This is a genomic window from Rhodococcus sp. 05-2255-1e (assembly GCF_002259025.1).
In the GTDB taxonomy this organism is placed as follows: domain Bacteria; phylum Actinomycetota; class Actinomycetes; order Mycobacteriales; family Mycobacteriaceae; genus Rhodococcoides; species Rhodococcoides fascians.
In genome coordinates this window covers 455,487-475,100 of sequence record NZ_NOZE01000013.1, presented here as the reverse complement: position 1 = coordinate 475,100, position 19,614 = coordinate 455,487, and the positions used below count along the sequence as shown (strand labels likewise).

At 64.5% G+C, this 19,614-nt stretch carries 21 protein-coding genes; 10 read left to right on the top strand and 11 right to left on the bottom strand.

The annotated features are described in order from the left end of the window. On the bottom strand, positions 1 to 606 hold the full coding sequence (locus tag CH262_RS12415) for a hypothetical protein (protein WP_032383951.1): 606 nt from the start codon (positions 604 to 606) through the stop codon (positions 1 to 3). Between the two features lie 54 nt (positions 607 to 660). Here CH262_RS12415 and CH262_RS12410 point away from each other — a divergent pair, with 54 nt between their 5' ends. The 3 genes from CH262_RS12410 to CH262_RS12400 all read left to right on the top strand — a co-directional run bounded on the left by CH262_RS12410 (position 661) and on the right by CH262_RS12400 (position 3,056). Then, positions 661 to 1,845 (top strand): NAD(P)H-binding protein, encoded by a 1,185-nt coding sequence (locus CH262_RS12410; RefSeq protein ID WP_027496452.1) that lies wholly within the window; start codon positions 661 to 663, stop codon positions 1,843 to 1,845. Then, complete coding sequence (locus tag CH262_RS12405) at positions 1,845 to 2,555, top strand: CPBP family intramembrane glutamic endopeptidase (RefSeq protein ID WP_027496453.1); 711 nt, start codon at positions 1,845 to 1,847, stop codon at positions 2,553 to 2,555. The genes CH262_RS12410 and CH262_RS12405 overlap by 1 nt, the downstream gene beginning before the upstream one ends. Positions 2,556 to 2,618: 63 nt before the next feature. Then, on the top strand, positions 2,619 to 3,056 hold the full coding sequence (locus CH262_RS12400) for an Lrp/AsnC family transcriptional regulator (protein ID WP_027496454.1): 438 nt from the start codon (positions 2,619 to 2,621) through the stop codon (positions 3,054 to 3,056). On the opposite strand, the gene CH262_RS12395 is transcribed toward CH262_RS12400, so the two are convergent. Beyond that, on the bottom strand, positions 3,028 to 5,742 hold the full coding sequence (locus CH262_RS12395) for a molybdopterin-dependent oxidoreductase (RefSeq protein ID WP_094717676.1): 2,715 nt from the start codon (positions 5,740 to 5,742) through the stop codon (positions 3,028 to 3,030). The genes CH262_RS12400 and CH262_RS12395 overlap by 29 nt on opposite strands. Next, positions 5,739 to 6,551, bottom strand: a complete 813-nt coding sequence (locus tag CH262_RS12390; protein ID WP_094717675.1) for an FAD binding domain-containing protein — start codon at positions 6,549 to 6,551, stop codon at positions 5,739 to 5,741. The genes CH262_RS12395 and CH262_RS12390 overlap by 4 nt, the downstream gene beginning before the upstream one ends. A 179-nt stretch (positions 6,552 to 6,730) precedes the next feature. On the opposite strand from CH262_RS12390, the gene CH262_RS12385 reads away from it, so the two are divergent. Next, entirely contained in the window at positions 6,731 to 8,299 is a 1,569-nt protein-coding gene (locus CH262_RS12385; protein WP_094717674.1) for a PucR family transcriptional regulator, read from the top strand. A gap of 7 nt (positions 8,300 to 8,306) precedes the next feature. Continuing rightward, entirely contained in the window at positions 8,307 to 8,942 is a 636-nt protein-coding gene (locus tag CH262_RS12380) for a DUF2461 domain-containing protein (protein WP_094717673.1), read from the top strand. A gap of 10 nt (positions 8,943 to 8,952) precedes the next feature. Here CH262_RS12380 and pucL read toward each other — a convergent pair whose 3' ends face one another. From pucL to uraD (CH262_RS12360), 4 genes are read right to left on the bottom strand one after another with little or no spacing between them, the layout of a single operon-like run. Further along, positions 8,953 to 9,873: a factor-independent urate hydroxylase gene (gene pucL / locus CH262_RS12375; RefSeq protein ID WP_027496459.1), complete on the bottom strand. Its 921-nt coding sequence runs from the start codon at positions 9,871 to 9,873 to the stop codon at positions 8,953 to 8,955. Position 9,874: 1 nt separating this feature from the next. Further along, on the bottom strand, positions 9,875 to 10,201 hold the full coding sequence (uraH, locus tag CH262_RS12370) for a hydroxyisourate hydrolase (protein WP_032372721.1): 327 nt from the start codon (positions 10,199 to 10,201) through the stop codon (positions 9,875 to 9,877). Beyond that, positions 10,198 to 10,701 (bottom strand): 2-oxo-4-hydroxy-4-carboxy-5-ureidoimidazoline decarboxylase, encoded by a 504-nt coding sequence (gene uraD / locus CH262_RS12365; RefSeq protein WP_032387057.1) that lies wholly within the window; start codon positions 10,699 to 10,701, stop codon positions 10,198 to 10,200. The genes uraH and uraD (CH262_RS12365) overlap by 4 nt, the downstream gene beginning before the upstream one ends. A 10-nt stretch (positions 10,702 to 10,711) precedes the next feature. Then, positions 10,712 to 12,616, bottom strand: a complete 1,905-nt coding sequence (gene uraD / locus CH262_RS12360; RefSeq protein ID WP_032366654.1) for a 2-oxo-4-hydroxy-4-carboxy-5-ureidoimidazoline decarboxylase — start codon at positions 12,614 to 12,616, stop codon at positions 10,712 to 10,714. A 177-nt stretch (positions 12,617 to 12,793) separates the two neighbouring features. Between uraD (CH262_RS12360) and CH262_RS12355 the strand changes: the two genes are divergently transcribed. Continuing rightward, positions 12,794 to 13,327 carry a nucleotidyltransferase family protein gene (locus CH262_RS12355; protein WP_032387142.1) on the top strand — a complete coding sequence of 178 codons (534 nt, stop codon included), beginning with the start codon at positions 12,794 to 12,796 and terminating at the stop codon, positions 13,325 to 13,327. On the opposite strand, the gene CH262_RS12350 is transcribed toward CH262_RS12355, so the two are convergent. Continuing rightward, positions 13,328 to 13,831: an alpha/beta fold hydrolase gene (locus CH262_RS12350; RefSeq protein WP_032387059.1), complete on the bottom strand. Its 504-nt coding sequence runs from the start codon at positions 13,829 to 13,831 to the stop codon at positions 13,328 to 13,330. 168 nt (positions 13,832 to 13,999) lie between these two features. Between CH262_RS12350 and CH262_RS12345 the strand changes: the two genes are divergently transcribed. The 4 genes from CH262_RS12345 (at position 14,000) to CH262_RS12330 (ending at position 16,548) form a co-directional block, all read left to right on the top strand. Next, the gene (locus CH262_RS12345) at positions 14,000 to 14,401 is read left to right on the top strand and encodes a VOC family protein (protein ID WP_032387060.1); all 402 of its coding nucleotides are present in this window, start codon (positions 14,000 to 14,002) and stop codon (positions 14,399 to 14,401) included. A gap of 5 nt (positions 14,402 to 14,406) precedes the next feature. After that, positions 14,407 to 15,048, top strand: coding sequence for a class I SAM-dependent DNA methyltransferase (locus CH262_RS12340; RefSeq protein WP_027496465.1), 642 nt, complete (start codon positions 14,407 to 14,409; stop codon positions 15,046 to 15,048). Positions 15,049 to 15,134: 86 nt separating this feature from the next. Continuing rightward, positions 15,135 to 15,962, top strand: coding sequence for a hypothetical protein (locus CH262_RS12335; protein ID WP_094717672.1), 828 nt, complete (start codon positions 15,135 to 15,137; stop codon positions 15,960 to 15,962). Positions 15,963 to 15,978: 16 nt separating this feature from the next. Further along, entirely contained in the window at positions 15,979 to 16,548 is a 570-nt protein-coding gene (locus CH262_RS12330; RefSeq protein ID WP_373453782.1) for an AAA family ATPase, read from the top strand. 10 nt (positions 16,549 to 16,558) lie between these two features. On the opposite strand, the gene CH262_RS12325 is transcribed toward CH262_RS12330, so the two are convergent. From CH262_RS12325 to CH262_RS12315, 3 genes are all read right to left on the bottom strand, one after another. After that, entirely contained in the window at positions 16,559 to 17,245 is a 687-nt protein-coding gene (locus CH262_RS12325; protein ID WP_032387063.1) for a haloacid dehalogenase type II, read from the bottom strand. After that, entirely contained in the window at positions 17,242 to 17,658 is a 417-nt protein-coding gene (locus CH262_RS12320) for a DUF1707 SHOCT-like domain-containing protein (RefSeq protein WP_027496469.1), read from the bottom strand. Before CH262_RS12320 ends, CH262_RS12325 begins: the two co-directional genes overlap by 4 nt. A gap of 83 nt (positions 17,659 to 17,741) precedes the next feature. Further along, positions 17,742 to 19,535, bottom strand: a complete 1,794-nt coding sequence (locus CH262_RS12315; protein WP_094717671.1) for an acetyl/propionyl/methylcrotonyl-CoA carboxylase subunit alpha — start codon at positions 19,533 to 19,535, stop codon at positions 17,742 to 17,744. Positions 19,536 to 19,614: the final 79 nt, after the last annotated feature.

The following is a 19,614-nucleotide window of genomic DNA, read 5'->3' as shown; positions in this document are numbered from 1 at the left end:
CTACCGCTGTTCGTCTTCCATCTCGTCGTTCAACTTGTCCTCGCCCCGGTTGCGGAAGAACTTGAATCCGGGGATGCCGATGACGGCGCGCCTGACGTCCTTCGTCACTCCGAGAAGCTCGTGGATCTCGGGGGAGACCGTATCGAGGGTCGCGAGGATGGGGAGTAGAGCTTCCATGTGGTCGAGGAGTCCGGGAAGCTGATCGACCATGGCGATCGCTGCGTCGACCTCGGCGTCGGACAGGTTGTCGACGAAGCGTCGCGCCATCGGCTCGGACTTCTTGGCGATGGGATCGAACATCTCGATGAGCTCCAACGCCGTATGCGAGGCGGCCGATGCCGACGCGACCACGGTGTCCGCGGCACCGGTCGTCCGTTGTACATGAGCAACCACGGCATCGGCCGAATCGATCACATGGTCGATTCGTGTCATCAATGTCTCTATACGGCTCAGCAGTGCTTCGATTCTGCCGGGCAGGGTAAGCGCGAAATCGGCCGTGGTGAACATCCAGCTCACACCGGCCCGCGCCACTGCGGCTCCTCGCCGAAGCACCGTTTCGGTACCGAGAGGGTCGGGGAGGACCACACCTGCCAACACGAGAGCCATAGGAGCGACAATGCCATACCGACGCAACGCCCCGACTGCCGTTAGCCTCGACGCATGAGAGTCCTCGTCACCGGTGCCAGCGGGTACATCGGGTCTCGGCTGGTGGCGGCCCTGTTGGCAGACGACACGGACGTCGTCGTCGGGTCTCGGACTCCGAAGAACCTGCGCACTTTCGACTTCTACGATTCCGTGACCGCGGTGTCGCTCGACGTCACGGACGAACAATCCTGTGCCGCGGCCTTCGCCGAGTCGGGCGACATCGATGTCGCCTACTACCTCGTCCATGCGATCGGCGAAGCCGACTACCGTGCCCAGGACCGGACGTCCGCCGAGCAGTTCGCCGCGGCCGCCGCGCGAGCGGGAGTGCGTCGCATCGTGTACCTGGGCGGCTTCGTCCCCGACGACGCCCACCTGTCGGAGCACCTGGCCAGTCGCGCCGACGTCGGTGAGGCGCTGACGGTGGACGGAATCGACCTGGTGTGGTTGCGAGCGGCGATCGTCATGGGCGCCGGCTCCACGTCGTACGAGATGCTCCGCTATCTGGCGGACCGCCTGCCGGTGCTGCCGTTGCCGAGCTGGCTCGCCGAGCCCGTTCAACCGATAGCAGTCGACGACGTACTGCACTACCTGGTGGCGTCGGCCGATACCGACACCGTCCCAGCAGGTTCCTACGACATCGGCGGCCCGGACGTGGTCCCGTACCGCGACCTGGTGTTCGCCTACGTCGAAGCCGCCGGGCTGCAGCGCATCGGGATACCGGTACCGCTCGTTCCGACGTCACTCGCCGGCAAGGTGATCGGAAAGATCATTCCTGTGCCCGCCGGGCTCGCCGAGGATCTGGTCGGTTCACTGCACAACACGATGACCACGTCGGAGAGCCGGATTCGGGATCTCGTCCCCGATCCGCCCCGTGGTCTGACCACCATCGCAGACGCCATGGCCCGTAGCGTGCGAGGAACCGTGGGCGAGCCGCCCGGGGTCTGTGCACTGAAGGACCCGCTGCGACTGGCGAACACCGACGCAGCATGGAGCGGCGGAGATGCGCTCGGCGTCCGGCGGCACGGCGTGGCAGCGTCCTCGGACCGCACCTGGGGTCTGGTCGAGGCTCTGGGCGGCCGTCGACTGCTGGCATCGAAGCCCGTGGCAGCAGCAGTGCGTACCAACCTCGATGTGGCTGCGAGTGTGAACCGACGCGCGAAGTCGGTCGTGCGCCGACTGACCGATACCGAGGAGGCATGATGGCAACGTGGTCGACGACCGCGCTGAACGTGATGAAGTCCGCTCTGGTCGATCCTGTCGAGCGAGACCACCGGGAGTCCGACGCGGCGTTCAGGAAACGGCGCATCATCGTGCTGATCACACTGGTGATCGGGGCGACGGTGCTGTATTTCTCGCTCAAGGTGGAACCGGGTGACCCGTCGTTCTACGCATTGACGCTCGTGTTGGCCGCAGTGTGGATCGTCGGTGGATGTCTGTCGGGGCCGCTGCACCTCGGACGGATCAAGGTGGGCGGGTCCATCCGGCGGCCGATCGTCACCCCCATCCTCATCGGTCTCGCCGTCGGTGGCGTGTTCATGCTCGGCGGCCTCGTCGTCCGTCAGATTCCGCCGCTCGCCGATTTCACCGAGAACGTGCTCGCACACGCCCGAGTGGGGTCGCTGGTACTGATCGTGTTCATCGCGTTGCTCAACGGTGTCGCCGAGGAGATCTTCTTCCGAGGAGCCTTGTACTCCGCCATCGGAGTCAAACATCCGGTGATCATCTCGACGGTCGTCTACACCATCGCCACCCTCGCGTCCGGCAACCCGATGCTCGGCTTCGCCGCCGTGCTGCTCGGTTACGTCATGGGGCTGCAACGTCGCGCGTCGGGCGGAATTCTGGCACCGATCCTGACGCATGTCAGCTGGTCGGCGGTCATGGTTCTGGCCCTGCCCCCGCTGTTCGTGTGAGCAGACGGTCATGTCTCGTGCGGGCAGAGGGGCATCGGCGGGGATCTGAGCTAGATTGCGCACGTGAGTGAAAACCTCGATCGCGTCGACCGCCTGATCGTCGACGAATTGATCTCGGACGGCCGCGCGACGTTGGCAACGTTGGCCGAGAAGGCGTCTCTGTCCGTGTCGGCTGTCCAGTCGCGAGTTCGACGCCTGGAGTCGCGACGAGTCATTCGCGGCTACACGGCGCAGGTCGATCCCGAAGCTCTGGGGCGTCCGTTGTCGGCGTTCGTCGCGATCACTCCGATCGATCCGGCTCGGCCGGACGACGCCCCCGCACGACTGAAGCATCTGACCGCCATCGAGTCGTGTCACTCGGTTGCAGGCGAAGAGAGCTACGTCCTGATGGTGCGCGTCGAGTCGCCGCGCGCCCTCGAACATCTACTTCAGGAAATTCGCGCTACGGCGCACGTGCAGACGCGCAGCACGATCATTCTGCAGACGTTCTACGATCGTTGACCGCTCGCCAGACGCGGTCCGAGGACATGGGCAAGTGGTGCAAGCGCACTCCCACCGCGTCACGGATCGCGTTGGCCAGTGCGGGGGCGACGGGGTTGTACGGTGACTCGCTCATCGACTTCGCGCCGAACGGGCCCAATCGGTCGTAGGTGTCCGCGAACAGCACCTGGGTTCGTGGAATGTCCGCGAACTGGGGAACGTGGTAGCTACGAATGGAGTCGGTGGTGATTCGCCCCGCACCGTCGGTGCGCATCTCCTCGTACAGTGCGCTGCCGATGGCCTGCGCGACACCGCCTTCGACCTGACCCCGGCACTGCTGCGGGTTCATCACGGTGCCTGCGTCGGCGCTCTGCACCGACTGGAGGATCGCGACCGTACCGGTCGCTTCGTCGACCGCCACCCGAAATGCCTGCACGTTGAACGCCAGTGATCGCGGGAGTCCGCCGCTGTTGCCGTTCGCCGTCAACGTGCCGCCCGCCGATGCCAGTACGTCGTCCAACGGGACGAAGCGATCTCCGCACCGCACCCCCTCGGGCCCCAACGCGCAGTCCGAAGGGCGGTGCCCGGTCGCGGTGACAGCGACCTCGACGATGCGGGCCGACAACCCGCGCACCGCCGCGTAGAGCGCCTTGCCTGCCACGACGGTCCCCGCCGAGCCGAACGCACCGGTGTCGTAGGCGACCGACTCGGTATCGGACTGCACGACGCGGATACGGTCGACCGACGTACACAGCTCGCTGGCCGCGATCTGGGTGTGGACGGTGGTGGTCCCGTTTCCGAACTCCGCTGTTCCTACGCGTATCTCGTAGCCGCCCTCGGGCAGCAGCGACGCGGTGGCCTCGGCGCGGTGGCCACGGGGCGGAATGGTGGCGATCATGGCCACCGCCATTCCCTCACCGATCTTCCAGCCGGACGGCGCAGGCTCGCCGTTGCCTTGCCTGATGGCCTTCTCGGCGAGGTCGATGCACTGATCGAGACCGTAGCTGCCGAATTGCAGGTCGTCGCCTTCGAGGTGCGCGGCGACGATCTCGTCGCCGGGAACGATGACGTTGCGGCGGCGGAACTCGAACGGGTCGATATCGAGCTCTCGGGCGAGATCGTCGATGGCCGATTCGATCGCGAACATGACCTGTCCCAGTCCGTAGCCGCGGAAGGCACCCGATGGAATGTTGTTGGTGTACACGGTCTTCGCGTCGACCCGCTTGTTGGCGCACCGGTAGATCGCAACCGATTCGCCGCACCCGTGAAACATCACTCCGGCACTGTGATTGCCGTACGCCCCGGCGTCGGTCAGCACGTCGATCGACAGTGCGGTCAACACGCCGTCGGCGCTCGCGGCGGCGGTGACGTCGACGCGAAACGGGTGTCGGCACGGTGCGACCGTGAACTCGTCCGTGCGGGTGAACTCGAACTGCACCGGCCGACCGGTCCGCAGAACGGCCAGGGCGACGACGTCCTCGGTCAGTAGTTCCTGTTTGCCGCCGAACCCGCCACCCACCCGTGCGGTGAACACGCGGACACGATCCCGGGGGAGGCCGAAGATCTCGCATATCTCGTCGCGCACCAGGTAGGGAACCTGGGTGCTGGTGCGCAGATGAAGCCGGCCGTCGGCGTCCAGCCAACCGATGGTGCCGTGAGTTTCCAGGTGCACGTGCTGAATTCGCTGAGTAGTCCATCGTCCGGTGGCCACCGCTGCGGCATCACGTACCGCGGCGTCGACGTCACCGGTGCTGCCGTGCAGTTCGGCCACCAGGTTTCGGGACGGGTCGGCGATCCGAGCCGCTGCGTCCTTGTCGCCGTGGATCTTCGGTGCGTCCGGGGCGAGTGCCGACTCGGGGTCGAACACGGCGGGTAGCACCTCGTACTCGACGATGAGGGCGCGGCAGCCCGCCTGTGCGGCGGCGATCGACTCCGCGACCACGATCGCCACACGTTGGCCGATGAACCGGACGACGGTGTCGAGTACCCGGGTGTCGTCGGGGTCGTCGACGCGGCTGTCGTGTCTGGCTGTGGAAAATGCCACCGCCGGGCTGTCTTTCGAGGTGAGCACCAGCTGCACGCCCGGCACCTGTTCCGCGGCCGTGGTATCGATGGAGACGATCCGCGCGTGGGCATGCGGACTGCCGAGAACGCTGGCGTGCAGCAGCCCGGGCGGGGAGTGATCGAGCGTGTACGGCTCGGTTCCGGTGACTATCCGTGTGCTTGCGGGGGCTTCGAGCGAACGCCCGCATGCCGGACCGTCGGCCACCTTCTCGGTGTTGACCACCCCGCTCACGGCATCGGAAATGGCGCGATACCCGGTGCAGCGACACAGGTTTCCCTTCAGTCTTGCCGGCAGCTCGTCCCTGTCGTCCGCGGTCAGGGTCGACGCGGTCACGACCATCCCGGCCGTACAGAACCCGCATTGGAATCCGGCGGCCTCGACGAACCGGCGCTGCATCGGGTGCAGATCCTCCGGGGTGCCGAGCCCGGCCACGGTGGTGACGGACCTGTCGGCCGCGCGGTAGGCGGGAAATATGCACGAGTGCACCGGTTCTCCGTCGACGAGGACCGTGCACGCGCCGCAGTCACCGGCGTCGCAGCCCTTCTTGACCTCGAAACGGTCGTGTTCGCGGAGCAAAGTGCGCAGACATTGACCCGGTCGCGCGGCGACCTCGGTCGGTACGCCGTTGATGTCGACGATCATGACAGCTCCTCGCGAACGGACTGCGCCGCAGCGCAACTGATGTGTCGACGCCAATCCGGCGCACCATGGGGATCGTCGTACCAGTGCTGCGGGCCGATAGTGTCGGCAAGGGCGTCGTCGAGCTCGTGCGCCGTCGGTACAGCCGAAAACCGAAGTACGAACGGACGAACGGTCGACGCGGTGACGGTCAACACGAATGTGCCGTCGGGGTCGACGCGGCCGATCACCACCGCCGCCGATCGGCCGAGAGGTGAGAGCGACATCGTGCGCATCGCCGTTCTCGACTCGAGGGCGTGCCGCGGAACGTCGATGCTGCGCAGCACATCCCCGGGTCGGAGCACCGTGGTCTGGGGGCCGACGACCAGCTGGTCGATAGGCAGACGGTAGTCGTGCTCGGGGCCGTGTGCCGACCACACCTCTGCGACGCCGTCCAGGGTGGCAGTCAACGAGATCATGGCTCCGGCAGGCAGGGCGAGCGCTACGTTTCCGCCGACTGTGGCCGTCTTCCAGATCTTGAACGAGGCCAGCAGGGCGGCTGCACACCGAGGGAACAAGGTGGTTGCGGGGAAGGCGGACTCGAATCGAGCCAGAGTCTCGATCGTGCACGTCGCTGCGATCCCGAGTCCGTTCTCGTCGACGATCAACGGCTCCCATCCCAGGGCCGTGATGTCGATCAGGGTGGTCAGGTGGTCCTGTTTCTCCGAGAACAGCCACGTGCCGCCCGCAACTACCGCGGCGTCCGCGCTGCCCGGCGGCAGATCCGCACGCGAGCGGGGAAGCAGAACACGATCGACAGTGCCGAGATCCATGGCTTCGTTCACCTCATTCTCGCCGGCCCGGATTCACCGCCCGGTGCGCCTTCTCGAACTGTAGTGACTTTCTGTTACCGATCTCGGTGCTCACGCGATACGCCCGAAACTCGGCGGAAACAACCCGCGCTTATCTTTGCCTCCGGCACGGCCGAACACACGAGGCGGGAGGTTCAGCGATGTACGTCGGAGACCTACTCGATGCCTCGCACCTGGGCATCCGATTGCTCACCTCCGATCGCGACGCCCTCGGACGTACCCTGCGGTGGACGTTCACCACCGACCTACCCGACCCGTCCCGATACATCGCGGGCGGCGAGTTGGTCATCACCGGACTCGTATGGCGGCGCACGCCCGACGACAGCGAAGTGTTCGTTCGATCGGTGGCCGAATCCGGTGCGACGGCATTGGCCGCGGGGGAGGGGTTGCTCGGACACATTCCGCTCGATCTCGTCGACGCATGCGAGCGACACGGTCTGCCGCTCCTCGCTGTTCCCGACACCGTGTCGTTCGGTGAGGTCACCGAATTTCTCGTCGGCCGGGTCACCGGTGATCGAATTGCCTCGCTGAACAATTCGCTCGTGCGCCAACGCCAGTTGCTCACCGCGTTCGCCGACGGCAGAGCCCTCGACGAACTGGCACTGCACATCTCCAGAGAAACGGGAATGGCGTGTCTGATCTACACCGCCACCGGGCGTCGGTTGGTCACCGAGGCATCTGCTTTGTCCGACGCAGATGTCGACACCTTGACGCACGCGGCACTCTCGTCCGAAACGCTTCCTACGACAACCGTTCTCGCTGATGGATCGACCTACAGTGTCTTCGGCGTCGGGCCATCGCTCGTACAGCGCACCACGCGATGGTTCCTGGCCGTGGCCGGAGACATGGATTCGTTCTCTCCCGACGTCTCCGAGGCGTTCGGGCAACTCGCAGCCATCGCCGCGCTCGATCGTGCCCGGCGTGAAGAAGGACGGCTGGTGCGGCGTGAGATCGCAGATCAGGCGGTGGCGTTGATCGAACACGACAGCACCGGATTCGAGGCACTGGCGAGGCTGCGCCAGGCAGGAGTCGACTCCGACAGGCCGCTCGTCGTCGTCAGAGTTGCCCACAGCGGTCGCGTCGACCTGCGAGAGATGCTCCGATCCGTCGTCGGTGACACCCTGACCTCCTTCGGCGGTGGGTGTGTCGGATGCAGCGCGCACGGCGACATCGTCGCTGTCGTCAATACCGACGACACACTGTTCGCGCAGACCATCCGCATTCGGCTGTCCCGGTTGCGCTCCGGGATCGGACCCAGCCGAATACATGTGGGCGTGAGCGCCGTGGCCACCGGGCTGACCATCGACGGCGCACTGAGGTCGGCTCGTCACGCTCTCGAACTCAGCAGGCAGGGATCCGCGGCGGTGACGGTCACCGCAGGCACCAAGCCGACCTCGGCAGTGTCGATGATGTCGGCGCTTCCCGACGACGTACGAAAATCGTTCGTCGAGCATGTCCTCGCGCCGCTGCTCGAGCACGACCGACGCACCGACGCCGACCTGACCGACACGCTGCGGGAGTTTCTGGCCAACGGAGGGTCCTGGCATCGAACCGCAGAGTCGATGCACGTCCATCTGAACACCGTCCGATATCGCATCAAACGCGTGGAGGAACTGCTCGGGCGAGATCTCGGCTCCACTGCGGACAGACTGGATGTCTACCTCGCCCTGCAATCCATGCCTCGGGCGTCGGCCCACGGCGCTGCATAATGGGGAAATGACTGCAGGCTTCACCGGAATCCCCTTCACCGCCCTGGACTTCTACGAAGACCTCGAAGCCGACAACAGCAAACTCTGGTGGAACGAACACAAGGACGTCTACGACAGTGCCGTCAAGGCACCGATGACCGCGTTGCTGGCGTACCTGGAACCCGAATTCGGGAGCGCCAAACTGTTTCGGCCGTACCGGGACGTTCGATTCTCGAAAGACAAGACCCCGTACAAGAGTCACCAGGGCGGGTTCGTCGCACGGGGCGACAGCCTCGGCTACTACGTCCAGATCGATCCCGCCGGATTGTTCGTCGCAGGCGGCTTCTACAACAGCTCCCCGGACTCGATCGCGCGTTTCCGCAAGACCGTCGACGACGACGTACGCGGAGCCGAACTCGAGACGCTGCTGGCCACGCTGACGAAATCCGGGTTCGAGATCGGTGGTGACGTGCTCAAGACCAAGCCGCGGGGCTACGAGGTCGATCATCCGCGCATCGATCTGCTGCGGCACAAGACGTTGACTGCCGGCAAACATTTCGGCTCACCCGCGTGGCTCGAAAGCCCCAAGGCAGCAACGAAAGTACGCGACGCCTGGCGTGCTCTGAGCCCACTGGTGGAATGGTCCGCGGCACTGCACACGTGAGCGCAATGCGTTACCCGACGACGGAGTATGTGCGCCAAGCACTTCCGGCGTCCGGAGCGTCCTCTCGTTCGACCGTTGCCTGAATCAGACCGTAGGGCCGATCGTCGGCGTTGAACACCTCCAGGTTGTTCTCGATGCCGAACTTGCCCAAGTCGTAGACGAAGTGGTGCTTGTTGGGGGCCGACATCGAGATCTCGGCAATGAACGGATACTTCTCCAGTACCGCCTCGCCCATGGCGTACAGGGTCTGCTGAAGAGCCAGCGACTGCAGGTTGGCGAATCGCTCGATCATCGCGGCCTTGACGCCCGCGTACACCGCATCCCACTCGACATCGGTTGTGGTGTAGCGCCACTGCGCTGTCAGCGACGTCGCCATCACTCGGTCGGTCGTGGGCTCGAGAATCGTCAGATCGTCCTCGAGGAAGCCGTGGAACTCCGAACCCGTCGACTTGAGAATCACCATCTCCTTGAAACCGCTGACGACCCAGGTTCGCTGCGCCTCGCCCTTACCCTCGACCGTGACGGCCGAGGTGCGAATCTCCTCGCCCTTGCGGGTCCACGTGTGGTCGTGCTCGACGCCGTCGACGACCGCACGCGCCCAGGCGTACTCCTCGAGTTCGATACGGGCACCGTCGACGGGCTCGACGTCGTCGACGTAGTGACGGGCGAGGTCGAGCCCATAGCTCTCCAGGTGAAGCAGACCCTTGGTCTTGGCATACGCGTACGCGGTCTGCTTCTGGGTGTCGGTGGGCAGAACGGCGGACTGATCGCCGGCCAGGTGTGCGGCAGAGAAATCGCCACGCAGCGCACTCGATACGTTGATGTCGTGAATCTCGTGCCGCGGAGAATCTCGATAGATCCGCACCACCCGGTTCTCGGCTTTGCCGTACTGATTGGCTCCCAGAACGATCTTTCCGGTCAGGTCGGTCATGTCAGCTCCCGCGGTAGGTCGAATATGCGAAGGGGGACAACAACAACGGCACGTGATAGTGGGCGTCGGGGTCGATGACGGTGAAGGAGACGGACACCTCGGGGTAGAAGCTCGGGGTCGAGGTCGCCTCGAAATACGATTCCGTGTCGAACGAGAGCCGGTACACGCCCGGTTCGACAGGTCCGGGAATCACCTCACCGATGCGGCCGTCTCCGTCGGTGGTGGCCGTCGATATCTCGCCCTGTTCGGAATGGAACAGCCGCACACGCATGCCGACCGCCGGTGTACCGGCCGTGGCGTCGAGCACGTGCGTGGACAGCCCGGTCACTGCTTCGGTCCCAGCACGCGGCCGAGGCGAATTCGGTTGATCTTGGCCAGTTCCACGCGGAGCACCCGTCTTTCGGTTTCGGCATCGTTGTCGAGCCTCTCCTCGAGGATAGCGAGCAACTCCTCGGCCGACCTGCCGGTCGCGCACACCAGATACACGTGCCCGAACTTGTCTTCGTACGCGCGGTTTCCCGCCGCCAGCTTCTCGCGTACTTCGGTGCCCGCAGTGGTCACTGCGGCCTGCTCACGCTTCGACGACGGGTTGTCCGCAGTGCCCCCGATCCGGGGATGGCCGTCGAGTGCATGATCTATCTCGGCCTCCGGCAGCTCGGCAAGTACCCGATCTGCTCTGTCCAACAAAGAGTCTCGGCTGGCGAACGGTCTACCCTGGGCGACTCGACGGGCCCAGATCGAGGACGCGCAGCACTCGAACAGTGCATGCATCGCCTGTCGATCGGAGAGCTTGTTGAACCCGTCGAGTCCTATCCATTCGTGCAGCACATCTCGCTCGCTATCTGAAGTCGTTGATCCGGCCGAACCGCGCGGCCGCGATGGGGTTGGCGTCCGCAACCAGATCGTCGAACCGATAGTTCGCGATCTTGGCGATTTCGATCATCGCGAAAGATCGCTCCGCCGACGGCGCATTCTCCACCCGCGACCATCCGTTGGCCAGAACTCGATCGTAGCGTTCGGTCTCTCGGGCGCAGATCACCAACGGGAATCCGAAGTGTCGCCGATACTCGGCGGCGAGCTGAACGATGTTCTCGTGTTCGTCCTCCTCGAGGTTGGACAATCCGACGTGATCGGCAGCGTTGAGGGTGCCCGTCGCATCCTCGCTACCGAGGTCGGGGTAGCTGTTGATCAGCTCGATCTGTTCCTCGGTGGTACCGGCCAACAAGGCTTCCTGGAATGCCTCACGCAGACCGTGGGCGTCGGCGAACGGGCGCTGCTGATACGCACGCTCGACGACCCACGGGGTGCCCTGCACCAGACCGCCGAACGTGGCGGCGAACTCCTCGGCCGACATCTCGTTGACCCGGTCGAGGGTGATACCTGCACCCGGACCGCCGGCCACGGCCTGACCACGATTCCCGATGTGGAAGAACAGGACGTTGAGGACGATGGCAGAGACGGCGCCCAGGACGATTCCGCTGCCGAACAGCATCTCGAGCCAATCCGGCACGCCCTGCGAAACGGTGGGTTGGATGGTGACGAGCATCGCCAGTCCGAGACTGGTGGCGACGATGATCAAGTTGCGATGGTCGGTGAAGTCCACCTTCGACAGAGTCTGGATTCCGACGACGGCGACCGTCGCGAACAGGGCCAGTGCGGCACCGCCCAGTACCGGTGGCGGGATGGAGGCGACGACGGCCGCCGTCTTCGGCAGCAGACCGAGCAGAATCATGATGCCGCCCGCGCTGGCGACCACCCACCGACTACGCACACCGGTCAGTCGGACCAGGCCGACGTTCTCCGAGAATGCCGTGTACGGGAACGAGTTGAACGTGCCGCCGATGACGGTGGCGACTCCATCGGCCCGCAGCGTGGCAGCGATGTCGTCCTTCTTGATGCGCTTGCCGACGATCTCACCCGTCGCATAGACACTGCCGGTGGTTTCGACCGCGATGATGAGCATGACGACGATCATCGAAATGATGGCGACGACACTGAATTTGGGCACACCGAACAGGAAGGGCTGGGTGAATCCGACCCACGATGCTTCCGCGGTGCCGTCGAAGTTCATGTCCCCCAACACGAATGCGACGGCACTGCCGATGACCAGACCGAGCAAGACGGCGATGGTGGCCATGAAGCCCTTGAAGAACCGTTGGATCAGCACGATGATCAGCAGCGTGCCGATCGCGTACGCCATCCATCGACCGTTGGTCGGATCCTGTTCGTGTGTCGCAGGATTGGTCACCGCATCGTTGACCGCTACCGGCAGCAACGCGACGCCGATGATCGTGATGACGGTTCCGGTCACCACTGGTGGGAAGAAGCGCAGCAGCCTACTGAAGTACGGTGCCATGAAGAACGTGACCAGACCGGCGACGATGACGGCACCGTAGACGTACAGCAACCCCTCGGTGCCGCCGCCGTTGGCCATTGCGATCGCGATCACCGGCGACACACCGGCAAACGTGACGCCCTGCAGAAGTGGGAGCCGGACACCGATCTTCCAGAACCCGACCGACTGAATGATCGACGCGATACCGCAGGTGAACAGGTCCGCGTTGATGAGATGGATCAGCTGTTCGTTGGTCAGCCCGATTGCACTGCCGATGATGATCGGGACGAGAACGGCACCGGCGTAGAACGCGACCACGTGTTGAAACCCGTACGCGGCCAATTTGGGAACAGGAAGCACTTCGTCGACGGGATGGACGCGCTTGCGTGTGATGGGCTTGACGGACATCGGTGGGCACCTCGCGGACGCAACAGGGTGGATTCCTGCGACGCTGCAGGAGAAGTGCACCAAGAATCGGTCATTGCGACCGCTGCCGCCAGTCGAGCGAGCACAAAGTTTCCGCCGCGCTCGAGGCGCGTGTTGTGCGATCATCCAAGACTCGGCAGGACGACAGAAGGAGTGACGATGTCCGACGCTGTCGTGGGAGTGGTCCTGGCCGCAGGTGCCGGAACGCGATACGGATCGCCCAAAGTGCTCGCTCACGACGGGTTGTGGCTTCGCACGGCCGTGCAGGCACTGACCGATGGTGGTTGCGACCAGGTGATCGTTGTGCTGGGCGCGGCCGACGTCACCGTGCCCGATGGCGCGACCGCAGTACACGCTCCCCATTGGGAGCAGGGAATGAGCGCATCCTTCACCGCCGGCTTGGCGGCCGCATCGGACGCGGAGTACGTGGTGGTTCACGTGGTCGACACACCCGACGTCGGACCGGAGGTCGTCCACGCCGTTCTCGACGCCGCACCGCGGACGGGTCTGGCGAGGGCAGTGTTCGACGGCCGCCCAGGTCATCCGGTCGTTCTGGCGCGTCGACACCTCGAGGCAGCTGCGGCATCGGCGTCGGGAGACTCGGGGGCGCGGGACTTCCTGCGGGGGAGGGACGACGTGATCGCCGTCGAATGTTCGCAGTGGGCAACGGGAATCGACCACGACTACCGGTAGCTACCGAATGTCGGCAACGATCGTCTCGGTCACGCGGACGAACTGGTGACCACCGCTGGGATAGGCGATCACGGTCGCGGACGGTAGGGCGGCCGAGTTCAGCGCCAGATGCGACACAGGGACGACCTCGTCGTCTCGGCAGTGCAGCAACGTCAGGTCGGTCCGCGGTTCGCCGGTGAGCGCGTACTGCGCCACGCCCCAGCCCTGCGGACTCCAGTCCGGCATGGCCAGCAGCGTGGCTCGCTCCGGATGGGCGCGCATCGTTTCGGCCAGGACCCGAACCACGATCGTGGCTCCGAAAGAATGCGCGACAACGCGGTCCGCAGGTCCTGCGTCGTCGAGCAGCTTCCGAACCGGCACAGCCCAGGCCTCGTAACCCATACTGCTGTCGGACAGTTCCGGCATGACGAGGTCCAGGCGCAGCGCCTCAGCCAACCCCTGCGCCAGCTCGGTGTCGTCGACGTAGCCGCCGGCACCGTGAACGAACAGAAGTCGGCCGACCATGCTGGGATCCTCTCCTCGACAACGCTGTCGTAGAAGGAGACCGAATCGCGGCCGTGAATTCACCGGTTGACTCGGATTCGGGGACCGTGCGAGCATCGACGGCAGCGTCGCGTGTCGATGACGGACTGCGTCAGGCATGGAGGCGTCGTACTGCCCAGGAGGCAGCGCATGTCCGTTTCGTTCGATCACACCATCATTGCTGCGAAGAACAGTTCTGCGTCGGCGGCGTTCTTTCGCGAACTGTTCGACCTGCCGGAGGCACCCTCGTGGGGCCCGTTCGTCAACGTACAACTCACCGACGGGACGTTGATTCAGTTCGCCGAACCACCGATGGATGACATTCAATTCCAGCACTACGCATTCAGAGTCACCGACGACCTCTTCGACGCCGCCTACACACGGCTCGTCGGTATGGGCGTCGAACACTGGGCCGATCCACGGATGACTCGGCCCGGGGTAATCAACACCGATCATGGCGGTCGAGGGGTGTACTTTCGCGACCCCACCGGCCACTTCTTCGAGATGCTGACGCGCTCGTACCTGGCCGAACCGTGCGAGTCTGTACCGTGACGTTTGTGGCCGAACAGCAGCACGTTTCGATGACGAGGGCGGCATACGACACCGTCGCCGAAAGCTATGCGGACCTGGTTCGCGACGAGCTGGACGGCAAGCATCTGGAACAGGCGTTGCTGGCCACATTCGCCGAGCGTGTCGACGCTGGGGACGTAGTCGACGTGGGATGCGGCTCGGGACGCATCGCGGGCCATCTACGTCGCCTGGGCCTGAGAATGACCGGAATCGATCTGTCGCCCAGCATGATCGACGTTGCGCGTCGTGAATTTCCAGACGTCCGTTTCGTCGTGGGCGCGATGCAGTCGCTCGACATGGGCGACTGCACCGTCTCGGGAATTGTCGCCTGGTATTCGATCATCCACACCCCGCCGGCCCAGCTGCCGCAGGTGTTCGCCGAACTGCATCGGGTGCTGCGTCCGGATGGACTGCTGCTGTTGGCATTTCAATCCGGGGACGAGCGGGTGCGACTGGAACATGTGTACGGACACTCGGTCTCGTACGACGCGTATCGACTGGACCCCGACGCCATTGCACAGATGGTGGTCGACGCCGACTTCGAACTGGACATCCGTGTGCACCGGGCTCCGGTGGGATACGAATCGACGCCGCAAGCATTTCTGATGGCGCGCAGGCGAACATCGTGACATCTCGAGACCGATAGCGCAGGAACGCGACAGGCATTGCCGCTGATGTCCTACTGGCTACCGCACCGATCGGTAGGATCTGCCCGATGTGTGCACCCCGTCCACGCGTCCTGTTCAAGACCGACTTGGCGTATCTGTCGAGGGGCCGACGCTACTGCGACGAAGACATCTTCTTGTCTTCGCAGCTTCGCGAGTGGGTCGACATCGCGCTGTGTCACCCGCTCGATGCGCTGGCACTGATGGACGGATTCGATGCTGTCGTCGTCCGGAACTCCGGGCCTGTGCTGGGATACCAGGAAGCGTTCGACGCGTTTGCTCGCCATGCGCGCGAGAACGGCACGAAGGTTTTCACCCAACTGACCGGCAAAGGCGACCAGAGAGGCAAGCAGTACCTGGTCGATCTTTTCGCAGATGGTTTTCCGGTCATACCTACCGTCGACGATCCGCGGGGCGTCTCGCGCTTGCCCGAGGTGAATACCTATGTGGTGAAACCGAAATGGGGTGCCGACTCGATCGGCATGCGTCAGATCGGACGCGCCGAACTGTCGGAAGTCGAGCCGGGCACATTGATTCAGCCGCGGATCGATTTTGTCTACGAAGTGTCGTTCTACTTCATCGGCCGCACAGTGCAATACGCCCTGTACGCTCCGGACCCCGGCCGACGTTGGGAGTTGGAGCCGTACTCGAGTACTGCTCAGGACGAAGAGTTCGCGCAACGTTTCGTCGACTGGAACGACATCGACCACGGAATCACGCGAGTGGACGCATGCCGCACCGTCGACGGAACGCTGCTGTTGGTCGAGCTCGAAGACCTGAACCCGTACCTCTCACTCGACCGGCTGCCCGAAACGGCGCGTCGACACTTCGTGAGCAACATGGCGGACGCGATCGTAGCGCTCTGTGCTCAACCGTAGCGGGCGAAAAAAAGTCGTGATTCTCGGACCGAACGACGCGGTATCGCGTCGCCCCTCGCGAATCGTGGTGGCAGGAACATCCGGTTCCGGTAAGACCACGTTGTCGGCTCGTCTCGGATCGATTCTGGGAATCGAACACATCGAGATCGACAGCCTCTATCACGGGCCTGACTGGACGCCCCGTGTCACGTTCGAGCAGGACGTGAAGGAGTTCATCGCCCGCCCGGCCTGGGTCACCGAGTGGCAGTACAGCGTGGTGCGCGATCGTCTCGTCGATCGCGCGGATCTGATGTTGTGGCTCGATTTGCCTCGTCGAACGGTGATGCGGCAGATCGTGATTCGAACGGTGCGTCGACGGCTGGGTCGAACAGTGCTGTGGAACGGCAACTTCGAGCCACCGCTGCATCGCATATTATTCGATCGCGAGCACGTCGTCCGGTGGGCCTGGAACACGCATCGGATGACGGCCGCGCGCGTTCAGCGACTGAACATGCGCCGACCGGACCTGACGATCGTGCGATTCCGATCGCACGCAGAAGTGAACAGGTGGCTGGCCGATCGACTGCTTCCGGCGGCGAGGATCTGAACCGCGTCTGTCAGCAGTTGAGTCGGTCGGCAAGGGACTCGATCGAGTCTGCGCTGTAGGTCCACTCGGCTTCGGGAGCAAGGTCGAACGTCTGCGTAGGGCCGTGTTCCAGCGGGCGAGCGACGAATGCGGTGGCGAAGCCACACTCGGCTGCGGCGGCGAGGTCGCTGTTGTGGGCGGCAACCATCATGCACTCGTCGGGACGGAGCCCGAGGATGTCCGCGGTACGCAGGTAGGCGTCGGGCATGGGCTTGTACGCCTGCACCGGTTCTGCGCCGAGGATGGCGTCCCAGGGAAGGCCGGCATTCTTGGCCATGTCCAGCAGCAGAGAGATGTTGCCGTTCGAGAGCGGTGCTACGACGAACTCGGTGCGCAGCCGCGTGAGCCCGGGAACGGAATCGGGCCACGGCTCCAGTCGATGCCACGCGAAATTGAGTGCGGTCGTCGCGTCCGCATCCAGGTCGATCTCGAACTCGGAGAGCACCGTTCGCAGGGACTCCAGGTGCAGTACGTCCAACCGAGTGAAAGGTCGCCCACCGGACCGCACCTGTTCCATGGCCGGTTGATAGAGGCTCCGCCACCGATCGGCAAACCGATAGCTGTCGACTCCCGGACCGCAGATTTCGGAGACCTCGCGGGCGATGCTCGTGCGCCAATCGACGACGGTGCCGAAGACGTCGAACAGCAGCGCTTTCAACGCTTCTTCTTCTTTTTCTTCTTGTCCGCCGGATGTCCTACCGCAGACAGGATGGCTCCGGCCAGGGGAATGAGAAGGAAGAAAAGCCACTTCTGGTCGAAATCGGTGAGAAAGAACAGAGCAAGTGATCCGAAGATGACGATCGGCATCACCACTGCAGCCCAATCGATTCCGCGGTCCTTCACGGCCGGTGCGTCGGTGCCGGATCGAGCGACCGACGCAGTGCCGGACGCGGCAGGGAGGTCGACGAATACCGATTCGAGCTGTCCACGCGTCGTCGCGGATGCGATTGTGGCACTGCGCTCGTCGAATTCGGGAACCGTCAGGCGGCCCTCGCTGAAGTGCTGACCCAGCACATCGAGGGCCTTCTCCCGATCAGCGGTACCGATACGTATTTCCGGAAGCTCGGACATTGCTACAGGGTAGCGCTATCCGCGCCGCCGTTCGATGCCGAAAGTCGCCCGGGGGTCGATCCGTTCGGCATCGAACGTCGGTGTCACTTGATTTCTGCGAGGACGGTGCCTTGGGTGATGGCGTCGCCTGCGGTGACGGACAGGCCGGTGATGGTGCCTGCTTTGTGGGCGGTGACGGGGTTTTCCATTTTCATCGCTTCCAGGACGGCGACGAGGTCCCCGGCGGCGACTTCCTGGCCTTCGTCGACGGCGACTTTGACCACGGTGCCCTGCATCGGTGCGGTGACAGAGTCACCGGAGGCTGCGCCTGCTCCGGCACCACCACGGGTGCGGGCCTTGGGCTTACGCCGCACCGCACCGGCATTCCCGCCGCTACCACCGCCGAGGGTGAGCTCGCCCGGGAGGGAGACCTCGACGCGTCGGCCCCCGACCTCGACGATGACGGACTGCCGCGGCAGGGCCTCGTCGTCGTCGATCGGTTGCCCGGCGGTGAACGGGGGAACCTGGTTGTCCCATTCGGTTTCGATCCACCGGGTGTGCACGGAGAAGGAGTCGCCGTCGCCGATGAACGCGGGATCGGAGACCACCGCAGCGTGGAACGGGATCACCGTCGCCAGGCCGTCGACGGTGAATTCGGCCAACGCCCGACGCGAGCGGGCGAGGGCTTCCTCGCGGGTGGCTCCGGTGACGATGAGTTTGGCGAGCATCGAATCGAACTGGCCGCCGATCACCGAGCCGGATTCGACACCGGAATCGACGCGGACACCCGGGCCGGAGGGGGCGGTGAAGGTGGTGACCGGTCCGGGGGCGGGCAGGAACCCACGCCCGGCGTCTTCACCGTTGATCCGGAACTCGAACGAATGCCCCCGCGGTTCGGGATCTTCGGTGATGGTCAGTTCTTCGCCGTTGGCGATGCGGAACTGCTGCAGCACCAGGTCGATGCCGGAGGTTTCCTCGGTGACGGGATGCTCGACCTGCAGGCGGGTGTTGACCTCCAGGAAGCTCACCAGGCCGTCTTGGCCGACGAGGTATTCCACGGTCCCGGCGCCGTAGTAGCCGGCTTCGAGGCAGATCGCTTTGGCGCTCGAGTGGATTTCTTTGCGTTGGGCGTCGGTGAGGAACGGGGCGGGTGCTTCTTCGACGAGTTTCTGGAAGCGGCGTTGCAGGGAGCAGTCGCGGGTGCCGGCGACGATGACGTTGCCGTGTTGGTCGGCGATGACCTGGGCTTCGACGTGGCGTGGTTTGTCGAGGTAGCGTTCGACGAAGCATTCCCCGCGCCCGAATGCGGCGACGGCTTCGCGGGTGGCGGAGTCGAACAGTTCGGGGATTTCCTCGCGGGTGCGCGCGACTTTCATGCCGCGTCCGCCGCCACCGAACGCGGCTTTGATGGCGATCGGGAGGCCGTGTTCGTCGACGAACGCAAGGATTTCGTCGGCGTCTTTGACCGGTTCGGAGGTGCCGGGGACCGAGGGTGCTTTGGCGCGGGCGGCGATGTGGCGGGCGGTGACTTTGTCGCCGAGGTCGCGGATGGACTGCGGGGACGGTCCGATCCAGATCAGACCTGCATCGATGACGGCTTGGGCGAAGTCGGCGTTCTCGGAGAGGAATCCGTAGCCGGGGTGGATGGCGTCGGCTCCGGATTTGGCGGCGGCGTCCAAGATTTTGTCGATGACCAGGTACGACTCCGCGGAGGTTTGTCCGCCGAGTGCGAATGCTTCGTCGGCCAGGCGGACGAACGGTGCATCGGCGTCGGGTTCGGCGTACACAGCGACACTGGCCAGCCCGGCATCAGCGGCCGCCCGGATCACCCGAACCGCGATCTCACCACGATTGGCAACAAGAACCTTGGTGATCTGAGCACTGGCATGGCTGGGCACTGAGCCTCCTACAGATGTGTTTTTCGCATCCATCGTCACGAACGTCACGTCGGAGTCTAAGCACCGACTCGGTCGTCGC

Bases quoted from the DNA above. Each gene is read 5' to 3' on its own strand.
- CH262_RS12405 (WP_027496453.1), top strand. From the start codon at position 1,845: ATGGCAACGTGGTCGACGACCGCGCTGAACGTGATGAAGTCCGCTCTG.
- CH262_RS12350 (WP_032387059.1), bottom strand. From the start codon at position 13,831: ATGGTCGGCCGACTTCTGTTCGTTCACGGTGCCGGCGGCTACGTCGAC.
- CH262_RS12380 (WP_094717673.1), top strand. From the start codon at position 8,307: ATGACTGCAGGCTTCACCGGAATCCCCTTCACCGCCCTGGACTTCTAC.
- CH262_RS12345 (WP_032387060.1), top strand. From the start codon at position 14,000: ATGTCCGTTTCGTTCGATCACACCATCATTGCTGCGAAGAACAGTTCT.
- pucL (WP_027496459.1), bottom strand. From the start codon at position 9,873: ATGACCGACCTGACCGGAAAGATCGTTCTGGGAGCCAATCAGTACGGC.
- CH262_RS12355 (WP_032387142.1), top strand. From the start codon at position 12,794: ATGTCCGACGCTGTCGTGGGAGTGGTCCTGGCCGCAGGTGCCGGAACG.
- CH262_RS12415 (WP_032383951.1), bottom strand. From the start codon at position 606: ATGGCTCTCGTGTTGGCAGGTGTGGTCCTCCCCGACCCTCTCGGTACC.
- CH262_RS12390 (WP_094717675.1), bottom strand. From the start codon at position 6,551: ATGGATCTCGGCACTGTCGATCGTGTTCTGCTTCCCCGCTCGCGTGCG.
- CH262_RS12335 (WP_094717672.1), top strand. From the start codon at position 15,135: ATGTGTGCACCCCGTCCACGCGTCCTGTTCAAGACCGACTTGGCGTAT.
- CH262_RS12385 (WP_094717674.1), top strand. From the start codon at position 6,731: ATGTACGTCGGAGACCTACTCGATGCCTCGCACCTGGGCATCCGATTG.
- uraD (WP_032366654.1), bottom strand. From the start codon at position 12,616: ATGTCCGTCAAGCCCATCACACGCAAGCGCGTCCATCCCGTCGACGAA.
- CH262_RS12320 (WP_027496469.1), bottom strand. From the start codon at position 17,658: ATGTCCGAGCTTCCGGAAATACGTATCGGTACCGCTGATCGGGAGAAG.
- CH262_RS12410 (WP_027496452.1), top strand. From the start codon at position 661: ATGAGAGTCCTCGTCACCGGTGCCAGCGGGTACATCGGGTCTCGGCTG.
- CH262_RS12395 (WP_094717676.1), bottom strand. From the start codon at position 5,742: ATGATCGTCGACATCAACGGCGTACCGACCGAGGTCGCCGCGCGACCG.